The organism is Varibaculum vaginae (assembly GCF_900604285.1).
Classification (GTDB): domain Bacteria; phylum Actinomycetota; class Actinomycetes; order Actinomycetales; family Actinomycetaceae; genus Varibaculum; species Varibaculum vaginae.
The window spans coordinates 140,579-149,538 of the sequence record NZ_UWNY01000003.1; the positions used below are offsets into that span (position 1 = coordinate 140,579).

General features: G+C 51.7%; 8 protein-coding genes. All 8 read right to left on the reverse strand.

Features of this window, described 5'->3' with window-relative positions; translation table 11 throughout:
- Positions 1-30 precede the first annotated feature (30 nt).
- Complete coding sequence (locus tag EFB02_RS08545) at positions 31-237, reverse strand: hypothetical protein (protein WP_122821162.1); 207 nt, start codon at positions 235-237, stop codon at positions 31-33.
- Positions 238-837: 600 nt separating this feature from the next.
- Positions 838-1,647, reverse strand: a complete 810-nt coding sequence (locus EFB02_RS08555) for an N-acetylmuramoyl-L-alanine amidase (protein ID WP_122821163.1) — start codon at positions 1,645-1,647, stop codon at positions 838-840.
- Positions 1,648-1,831: 184 nt separating this feature from the next.
- Positions 1,832-2,386: a phage holin family protein gene (locus EFB02_RS08560; RefSeq protein ID WP_022865295.1), complete on the reverse strand. Its 555-nt coding sequence runs from the start codon at positions 2,384-2,386 to the stop codon at positions 1,832-1,834.
- 274 nt (positions 2,387-2,660) lie between these two features.
- Entirely contained in the window at positions 2,661-3,098 is a 438-nt protein-coding gene (locus tag EFB02_RS08565) for a DUF1617 family protein (RefSeq protein WP_022865297.1), read from the reverse strand.
- Positions 3,099-3,129: 31 nt separating this feature from the next.
- Positions 3,130-5,115 carry a phage tail spike protein gene (locus EFB02_RS08570; protein WP_234992808.1) on the reverse strand — a complete coding sequence of 662 codons (1,986 nt, stop codon included), beginning with the start codon at positions 5,113-5,115 and terminating at the stop codon, positions 3,130-3,132.
- Positions 5,116-5,142: 27 nt separating this feature from the next.
- Positions 5,143-5,790, reverse strand: a complete 648-nt coding sequence (locus EFB02_RS08950) for a phage tail spike protein (protein ID WP_234992809.1) — start codon at positions 5,788-5,790, stop codon at positions 5,143-5,145.
- 14 nt (positions 5,791-5,804) lie between these two features.
- A complete protein-coding gene (locus EFB02_RS08575) occupies positions 5,805-6,491 on the reverse strand; it encodes a hypothetical protein (RefSeq protein ID WP_022865299.1) in 687 nt (228 codons plus the stop codon).
- 4 nt (positions 6,492-6,495) lie between these two features.
- A partial coding sequence (locus tag EFB02_RS08580) for a phage tail protein (protein WP_122821164.1) occupies positions 6,496-8,960 on the reverse strand: 2,465 nt, incomplete at its 5' end.

Below are 8,960 nucleotides of genomic sequence, written 5' to 3' on the forward strand. Positions count from 1 at the left end.
TTGATACGAACCAGGCATGTCTATACACGCTCAAAACTGCGTATTTATCCAGTCGCTTGCTGCATCATCAACCTGTCCCACAACAGGGCGGAACTCCCGATTTAGAAGCTCACGAAATTCCTCAACCTGGTGCGCCTCCAACCAATTCTCACCCAGCCACACAGCGGCCAGTAAGCCGCCGATCTCATAGGTTGTCTCTCGCACCATTCCCTCAGACGTGTAAGGAAACTTGCTCATGGCCGCCCACCCTTCGTGCCGAAACGCGCACGGATATAACAACCATGGCAGCAGTACTTACGGCCTGAGTTTCCGTAGGCCTCAAATCTCACGCCACAACCCGCACAAGTGAAGGTGTAGATCGCCTTACGGTTCAGACACTGCGGGTGAGCGTGCCACCACGCCAAACGGCACTCGCTACAACAAAATCGCCTGCCCAACCCTGGAGCTTCCAATGGTGTCTGACACTGCTCGCAGACAGACGAGTTCTGAACATCGGTTTGTACTTGAATGCCTGCTCTCTGACAGATTGACTTAACCGTGTTACGAGACAAACCAAGCTCTGCCGCAATCCTGCCATAGCTGGCTCCGCGTTGACGGATTACGCAAACACGTTCACGCTGTAAATCACTGATTCTCACCACTATGTCTCCTCTCCTGTACACATGAGGAAGACCCCGACACCTCACTGGCGATAACTCTTTTGGTCCTCCATCTGTCAGGCACGAGCCCAGCTGAAACCGGACAAAGGGGAAGAAAAACGACAAAAGCCCCGCTATCACCTCAAATGTGAGGCGGTAGCGGGGCTAGTTAGTTGAGGATGAATACGTGGGCGAATTGTTAGCAGCCGAGCTTTTGGTTTACTCGGGCTTGTACCTGGTTGTAAAGATTTCCCAGGCGTGCCCGGCGGGTGGCGCCGTTGCCGTAGTCTCCTCGAATCACGGCGTCTGCCAAGGCATCGATATTGGGTGCGGCCGGCGCAGATCTTGCTCCGAGTTTTTCGTTGACTCTGCGTTGCACGGCGTCGTAGAGGCTACCTAGGCGTGCTCGTCGCTGGTCTCCGTTGCCGTATTCGCCACGGATAACTGCGTTGGCTAGTGCTTCAATATCTGGTTTACCGGCAGATGGCGGGTGGGGTTTGTTTGCGCTCATTTGGTCGTACCAGTAGCCGGCTCTGGCCATGTAAGCGGCGTGTTGGGATCCGGCTATGGAGGCGGGGCATTCGGTTGCGGAAAAGTCGCGGTGTCCGAATACGTTTTTGCCCCAGACGGGTCGGCCGAGCTTGTAGTAGTGACACAGGGCGGCGAGAAGGTGCGCCCCGTTTTCTAGGCAGGCATCGGAGATACGGTAGGGGTGGGTGGATGCGTCTGCGTGTTCGATTCCAATCGAGGTGGTGTTGGCTACCCAATTTCCCGCGTGCCAGGCAGTGTCCCGATCCCAGACGAGTTGGCCGATACGGCCACTGGTTTCTACTTGGTAGTGCGCGGAGGCGGGTCGGGTTTGCCATACGTTCCAGCATCCTTGTATGGAAAGGTTTCCATCGTTGTGGTGCAGGATGATTTTGTTGATGGATCGGCCTTGTCTGCCTTTGGTGAAGTGTTTGTTCATCAAAAGGTTCAGGTCAGCTTCTAGAGTGTTCCAGTTCTTCATTTTGGGTTCTCCGTTTCTTTTTGGTTGGTTTAGCCGGTGGCCAAGATAAAAAGTGCGATCAGGTAGATAAGCGGGGTCATTATCCATGAAAGTAATAAGGCGAAAAGGAGCCAGATCCCGGCGGTAAGTAGCGTTAAGACTGCTAGGAGTGCCAAGAATTTAAGGAATGTTTTCATGCATGTTTTCATGGCTTTTCTTTTTCGTCGGGGAGGGCGTGTTGGGGCAGATATTTGCCCGGGCTGGTCTGGCCTGCCTGAGGGGTTGGCGGGGAGTATTTATCTGGACTACTCGCCTTAGCAGGTGGTGTTGAGCTGGTTTTTAAGGCGGGCTGGTTTTGACCGGTTTGCTTGATTGTGTCTAATGCTTGTTTTAGTCCGCCCGGGATCGGCAGACCCAGTAGCCCTGCGTTTTCGAGGATGGAGATGCCCTCGTTGGATAGGTAGAAGAAGATGGTGGCAGTGCGTAGCACTCCGGGGGTGCCAAGAACATGCACGTCCAATAAGTGTGCGAGACCGATGAGGGCGAAGATTAGGACTTTGCGGGCGATACCGCGAAACCCTACCGAGCTGGATAGCTTGTGGGCGTTGATTGCGGCTAATATTCCGGTGGCGTAGTCGATGATGGTGAAGGCTACGATGGCGTAGAGCAGGGAATCGGTTCCACCGAGAAAGGCTCCTAGCCAAGCACCTATAGCGGTGATTACGCCTTGGAATAGCATCCAAATGGTTTTGATAGACAAAATTCTTGCTGTCCTTTCAAAATAGTTAACGGGTTAGCACAAGCGTGCGTGCTTGCGGATATAAGAAATGCCTGCACAATGCAGGCATTGAAACTTCAAACAAGGCGGCGCTATTCGGTTTGTATATATGGGCGCTTTAGGGCTTGCAGCGTGAGGCGGGTGATATCCATAGTGTTTTTTCTAGGTATCACCACTACGGGATTGTCTGTGTTTTTTGTTTTTCCTGGCGGGGCTGGTTTTGGGTCAGAGGGGATCGGGATTATCGCTTGCTCAATCATGAGGTTTCTCCTTTGCTTATGGCTTGTTCTACTGCTTCGCTTAACGCACAGAATGCTTCTGCTTGTTGCCCGGCGAGCTCGCCGTCGTAGGTTTCTATTAGGCTTTTTACTTCTTGGAGATGGTTTTGGTAGGTAGGGCCAGATACTTCGGCCAGGGAATCGAATAGGCTTTGGCGGGCGGTGAAGAATTCTGGGGCTTTTTCTGGGCATGCCAGGGTGAATGTTCCCCCAGCATCGATGCGGGGTTTGCCGTTTTCGTTTAGGGAGGCGTATTGGGTTACCAGTTCGTATTCGTCATCGCTAAAACGCTTGGTGGCCTGTCTTACTAGGTCTAGCAGTTTGGTTCTAGCTCTAGAAGGACCGGGTTTAAGACTCATGGCAGCTAATAGTTCTGTTAGTCCGGTTAGGTGCTTGTTAGCTATCCAAATTTTCATGACGTATTCCTTTCTTTGTATACAGCCTGGTTTAGGCAGTGTTGGTGGACATTGGTTGATACCCGGTGTTATGGAAGTAGGTCCAGGAGATGGTGCCATCCGGTTTGGAGGTTATGGTGCTGATCCAGCCCTGGTTAAGCAGCCCGATGAGCCCGTTTACCCGGATCATAAGGTCTGAGAGCCGGTCGAAAAGTCGGGTCATGTTATAGAACGTGCCGTTGGTGACGATCATGACGTCATAGGTGTGGAATACTACTTTGGCTAGCTTTGTCGGCCCGACCCATCCTGGATGCGTGCCCCTATCGGTTAGTACGCAATCTTCCAAGGTGACCGATCTGTTTTCGGTGGTATAGAACTTGTATCCATTCGTGCGCAGATCAGCCCCAAGGTGGATGCCAGCCGAATCATAAAACCGTCCCTTTGGGTCTAGGGTCAAGCACGTGAAATAGTCCCCGTTTGGAGCGTCTTGGTAGGTCCAGGCAACATAGTCACCCTCGTTGGCTAGCGACGTGGAGATACCCTCTATTTCCTCATGATCCTTTTTATGGCCCCTGCCTAACTGTCCGATATATCGATTCCCGTACCAAAACTGCATCCCGGTACTAGCGATTTTTCCTTCCAGTTCCGAACCGTTATACCAAGAGATCTGGGTCGGGTTGATGCGAATATTGCTTGTCCACCCGGCAAGACCAACCTGGATCGCGTTAGCGGAAAGCTTATCTGCCGTAATGGATGCCGCTCCGATCCGGTTGGCATCAAGCAGACCAGTGGTGATCTTGCTGGCATCTATGTAAGCAATCTTCGCCGAGGTTATAGCAGCGTCGCTAATCATTGCTGTTTGGATGTATCCGTTAGCAATCGTGAGTTTATCGCTAGTGATGCTCCCGGCGGCAATCCGCGCGGACGCTAGGGTACCGGTGGTTATTTTATCTGCTGACAGCTGACCGATTTTAGCGTTAGTGATAGCCGCATCGGCAATCATTGCGGTACCGATTACGGCGTCATCGATTGAGGTTTGCCCACTGATGTGTACTTTTGCTGCATCAATCAGAACGGTTTCATTCGACAGATTGATTTGGGTAATAATCTCGGCTCTTTTAACTCTCAGGTTCACGTTGTCTGAAACCATCGTCAAGGAGGAGTTAATGTTTTTGGTTTCATCTGCTACCTGCACTTTGAACGCTTCTAGAGCATTTTGGATACTGGTTGCATCCTGGAGAGCTTTTTCGGCTTGAGCTTTTGCATTTGCTGTATCGGTACTAGTTTTTACTAGCTCGCCTTGGGTTTGTTTAAGGCTTGCTTGGACTTGCTCAACGCTAGCGTTTGCTTGCGCGATCTGGGTTTTAGCTGCTTGCAGGTTCGCCGCGAGTTGGGCCGCGTTCAAATCGGTGGCAAGACTGACCCATCCGGGCTGACCAGTATCGGTGAGCTTATATATCCAGATTCCTACTTGCTCACCATTGTCTTTAAACCACACATCGCCCAGCCGCGCTGATACCGGTTGGGTGGTGCCGTAGTGGTTGGTGTTTTTCCCATCCGCGCTAGCTAGCGCAATACTTGCTACCTGTTGGGCTTGGCTAGCCTCGGTGCGGGCAGCGGTGATGGTGTGGGTAATGTCGGTAAATTTACCGGCGGTGCTACCTAGCTCAATGCTTATATATTCTTGGTCAAGCGGGTTGTACTCATAGGCCAGGACCCGCGAGGTTAGCTCCATGCCCGAGTCGCTATGGCGTACGGTCACGGTATCACCCAAGGCTAGGGTTTCTAGCTCGCGCAGATCTGCGTATTCTTTAGTGGAGGCAAGGTCAACAAATGAAATCTTGTAGGCACAAGATGGCTGATCAACCAGGCCTAGTGCGTACTCGCTTTTGGCTAGGGCGCGCAGCCGTGAGTGTGCTTGCTCTAGGGGCAGTTCGTCCTCTCGTGGCTTGTCTGGGTCTTTGATTGCCTTGACCTGCCCATAGCGGATGACCTTGATACGCGGGCAGATATAGTCGCTGATGCGAGGGCTGTCCACATACAGTTCAGGAAGGAGCAGACCGTCTTAGCCAACCGGCAAAATCCGGGTAACTACCGTGGTGTAGTCCAGGGTTGATTCGTATCCGGACAGGTTTTTACGATCCCTAATAACCACGCCATGATTAGCGCCTATGCACGGCGCGTGGTGGATGTGCCAGTTATCGAAAGTAAGATCTCCGCCCCAACGGGAGATAAACGAATTGTCGCCATCATCTAACAAGGCCGCGCTGACAGGGGCTCTAACTATGCGGGCAGAGGCTCGACGCGAGTTATCTGAACTGGTAGCGCTAAAACCGTGCGGGCTATTGGCCGCCCCTAGCAGCTGATCTAGGGCTGCTTTTGCGGTTTTATTTACCACATAGGTGTCAGCGATAAGGTTTGCAGAAAGGTCATAGAACAGGTGATGGGCAACTACTTCGAGCGTCCCGTCAAGGCTGGTGGTGACTTCGCTGATACGAAATCCTTGCCTACCGTTTATTCCTGGAACCGGGGCGGCCACGATGTTTTCTATTACCAACAGGTTCGCTGCTGGCCCATCAAGGGGGTAGGAAAACGTTAGGGAAAACTTTCCGTTTAGTTCCTGAGTGACTTTCGGGTCTATAAGGTGGCGATCTAGCACAGCTAACCCACTGGCAGTGAAATCGTTAGCGCTACGATCGTGAATCGTAATCATCTGGTTAGTCCTTTCTACAAGGTACGCCAGTTACCTTGGACTTCGATTCTTGAAATACCTGTGCCCAGCTCGATGTGGTTAGTGCCAGGAGAAAGTTGCGGGAAGGGCCCTGAAATCCCATCGGTTTGGGTTTTACCTGCAACGTGGGTTGTAAGCCGGGCAGTATCGATAGTTAATTGCCCACTAGGAGCAGAAACCAACAAGACGCTATCGTTTATTTTCAGTTCCAACTCCCCGGTACCAAAAACAGTGATTACCGGATCGGAAGCTAAAAGACCAGGATTAATAATCGTGCCCGAAGCGTTTAAAGTTAGCTGTTTAAGCCCAGTTTCCAGGTAGGTAAACGGCTGGCAGCAAAGCTCGGCTTCAAACATTACCCAAGTGGACAGCGAGCCTAACGCTGGTGATATTTTGACGTGTTTAAGATACCTGAACATGCCAGGCTCACCGCTAAAACCAATCGTGTGGGCTTGGGTGAGTAAGTAAGCGGCTTTGCGGAATGCTTCCAGCCCGCCACGCACCGATAGTTTCAAAGTTATTTCACTGTCTTGCCACCCTTTAAGGCGGGTAAGAGTGCCGGCCCGCCCGGACACCTCAATATCGTCTACACCCATGGCGGCAGTAGGGATCTCTACAGGTGCGCAAAAACGGATACCCAGGCTTTTAGAGCTAACCTTATGGTCGAGAACAAACCCGTACATTGTTTTACACCCCCGCAGCTAGCAGATTGGCTCGCCGAGATAGCCGTGATAGTTGCTGATCAATTTTGGGTGCGAGTTTGCCGACCAGCGTCCCATCACTTAAAACAACCTTGATATCCAAACCCTCAAGAATCCGGGCAGCTGTAGCATCTGCTACCCCTTGAACATCAACGCTGTAAGTTTTAGCTTCCTTTTCGGTTTGCGATGTTTGGTTAACTGGGGCAGGGGTCAGATCGGTGCTTGGCAAAGACAAATCCTCGCTGACCTTGATAGGTACGTTAACTCCGTTAGTTAACTCGCCCATAGCGTCCATGGTGTCTTTTGCCATGTTTGCTGCCGCATCGGCGGCCTTATGGCCTCGTGAGGTTATTGCTCCGGCTAGACCAGCAACTAGCATGTCACCAACCCACGCCATTTGCTTAGAAGGAGAATGGATACCGAAAAATCCGAGAATCCCATTCCAGATTGAGGACACCCAGTTAGAGACCCGGTTCCACAACCAACCTGCTAGTGACTGAATGCCTTGCCATAACCCAGAAACCAGGGATGCTCCGGCGTTGATCATCTGCCCGACCCCGCCCAGCACTGCTTGAACAATGCTGTAGATAATCCTCGGGATAGCCGAAACGACAGTGCCGATAATGGTCGGTAAAGCCCGAATTAGACTGGTTAATAGTTGGATGCCAGCTTGTACCAGAAGGGGGATAGCCCCACCAATAGCAGACAATATGGCAGAGATGATTTGAGGTAAAGCCCCCACAATCGCGTTAATAATAGTTGGTAACGCCCCTATAAGAGCCGTCAACAGTTGCACGCCCGCGTTAATCAACTGTGGGATTGCCTGGATGATCGCGCTAAGGATAGCGGTAATAATCAAAGGTAAAGTCCCGGTGATAGCGGTAATAATTTCTGGCAAGGCACCAACCAGCGCGGTTAACAGCTTGATGCCAGCTTCGATGATCTGGGGGACGGCTCCGATTAAGAAAGAAATAATCGCACCAATCAACTCCGGCAAAGCCTCAACAAGCACCGGGATAGCCGCAATCAAACCTTGCGCAAGACCGATAATTAACTGTAGGGCTGCATCCAAAATAAGTGGCAAATTATCGATGAGCCCCTGGATCATGGTCATCAGCATTTCTACCGCCGCCGGGATCAGCTCCGGTAGAGCCTGGCCGATACCAGCAACCAAGGTGGCGATAATCTGAACCGCAGCCTCTAACAGACTCGGAAGTGCCTCAATAATCGCTTCCACCAATGCCACAATCAACGTCACGGCAGTTTCCGCCAAGGAAGGCAGAACAGCGATAATGCCCTCCAACAAAGCAGTCAAGATACTCATCCCGGTATCCACCACTTGCGGAAGCTGGCTAGAAATAAACTCCAGGGCTTCTTTCAAGATCTGTCCCAGGGCGTCGATAAAGGCAGGGGCGCCCCCGGTCTTGAACGCGCCGGTGAGTTCATCGACCCAACCATTAACCATCGGCATCACCGTGCCAGCCAAAGCCGTGGTCAAACCTCCAGCCAATAGACCTTTAAGGTTATCGACCCCGTCTTTTAACGTAGCGAGTTGACCAGAAAAGGTTTTGGACTGGGCATCCATCGCCCCATAAAACCGTCCACCCTCACTTGTGGCACTAGCAAACGCATCCGCAACCATATCCGCACTGATCGCGCCCTTAGCCATTTCTTCTTTGAGCTCACCGATACTTTTACCGGTCTTACGGGAAATCTCCTCTAAAGGGTTGAAGCCTGCGTTAATCATCTGGTTCAAATCCTGACCAGTCAGCTTGCCAGTAGAGCTCATTTGAGCAAACGCCAACGTGAGGGATTCGAACTTTCCAGCATCCCCCTGGCTGATATCACCTAACTGTTTGATCCGTACCTGGGACTCTTCAGCGCTCATGCCGAACCCCATCAACGTTTGGGTGGCCTTGGCTAGATCCTCCATCCCAAACGGAGTACGAGCCGCTTCCAACTTGAGGTTATTAACCAGTTTCTGAGCCTTGGCTTGATCACCCAGCATCGTGGTAAACGAGGTGGTGTATTGCTCCATCCGGGCGTTATAGTCCAAACCATCCTTTAAAGCCCCGACCATGCCCCGCCCAATAGAAGAAATAGCATGCCCAATAGCTTTAACCCCACCAACAACAGCTTCCGCTGCCAGGCTGGCTTTAAGCACATCACCAAAAATGCGGGTCTTCGAACTGGTACCGTCCATCTGCGAACCCAGCTCATCTACAGCATTTTCTAGGTGTCCGGTGTCCTTAGCTGCAGTTTTCGCATCATCACCCGCACCGTCAGCCTCATCAGCAAACTTGGAAAGAGCACAATTATTCTCTTTAAGCTCACCCTCAAGACCATTCAAAGTCGCCTGGGCGTTATTGAGCTGAATCTGCCAATTCTTCGTTCGAGAATCATTTTCCCCAAAACTGGTAGCCGAGTTATCAAGAGCGCTCTTAAGGGTCT

Bases quoted from the DNA above. Each gene is read 5' to 3' on its own strand.
- EFB02_RS08545 (WP_122821162.1), bottom strand. From the start codon at position 237: ATGAGCAAGTTTCCTTACACGTCTGAGGGAATGGTGCGAGAGACAACC.
- EFB02_RS08555 (WP_122821163.1), bottom strand. From the start codon at position 1,647: ATGAAGAACTGGAACACTCTAGAAGCTGACCTGAACCTTTTGATGAAC.
- EFB02_RS08575 (WP_022865299.1), bottom strand. From the start codon at position 6,491: ATGTACGGGTTTGTTCTCGACCATAAGGTTAGCTCTAAAAGCCTGGGT.
- EFB02_RS08565 (WP_022865297.1), bottom strand. From the start codon at position 3,098: ATGAAAATTTGGATAGCTAACAAGCACCTAACCGGACTAACAGAACTA.
- EFB02_RS08950 (WP_234992809.1), bottom strand. From the start codon at position 5,790: ATGATTACGATTCACGATCGTAGCGCTAACGATTTCACTGCCAGTGGG.